The 782-nt window shown below is 46.4% G+C and carries 1 protein-coding gene; it reads right to left on the bottom strand.

Annotated elements, in window-relative coordinates; translation table 11 throughout:
• Positions 1–102 precede the first annotated feature (102 nt).
• Positions 103–768 carry a putative antibiotic biosynthesis monooxygenase gene (locus C7K08_RS14795; protein ID WP_106501202.1) on the bottom strand — a complete coding sequence of 222 codons (666 nt, stop codon included), beginning with the start codon at positions 766–768 and terminating at the stop codon, positions 103–105.
• Positions 769–782: the final 14 nt, after the last annotated feature.

Here is a 782-nt window from a genome sequence, read left to right as displayed (position 1 = left end):
GATCTGGCGCGCAAGCGATTAGGGGATTTGGATTAATGTATTTTCAATGGCTATCACCAGGCTTTTTCGGTTTTCAGGTCTATTCGCGATTGCAAATTATAATTAACCCCAGAGGCTTTTCGGCAGGGCCAGGAAGCCATTGAGCAGCAGGATAAAGAGAATTATCAGCGATGAAAGCGCAAAGCAACGTTGCCAGCGGCCGAGGTTTCCCTGGAGCCAATTACTGTAAATGCGGCTTACGATGGGAACTAATATCCAAGAAGTTGCTGCTACGCATAGGGAATTACTGATTAACATTTTAATAGGATAAGCAACCCCTTTAAGGCTGAGATGCAGCAATGGTGTTAGCACCATCACTGTGGGATAAAGAGTGAGCAAAACCAGCAGGCTCACCTTCCACTTTGGTGTGGGTTTTGTAATGCTTCGAGCCAGCCAGCGTGCATAGCTCTGCCAGTTTCCATGGCCGCTGTATTGAAAATAATTTTGTTCTTCCTCYTGGCGCAAAAGCCTGCGCCTTTCWGGATGCTCTAGCCAATTGATGCAATTTTCTGGGCTATCAAAGCGCAAAATGGTTTGAAAGTTGCGAATCTCACCGTCACCCGCCAACAAGCGCCTCTCGTGGTAGATGTAACCGGCTTGCTGGCTAGCTAAGAGGTGCAGTTGTTCGCTGAATTTGTAATAGCTATCAAGCTTCTCAGCTCTTACATGCTGTTCAAATGTATATTCAAAGGGTTCAAAGCCTTCGGCATTGCTAGCTGCTTTCTGCATGGTCGTTTATGGAA

Origin of the sequence: Synechococcus lacustris str. Tous, assembly GCF_003011125.1 — a bacterium.
Lineage (GTDB): Bacteria > Cyanobacteriota > Cyanobacteriia > PCC-6307 > Cyanobiaceae > Synechococcus_D > Synechococcus_D lacustris.
The sequence above is the reverse complement of the archived record's forward strand: the minus strand, read 5'-3'. Positions and strand labels throughout refer to the sequence as shown.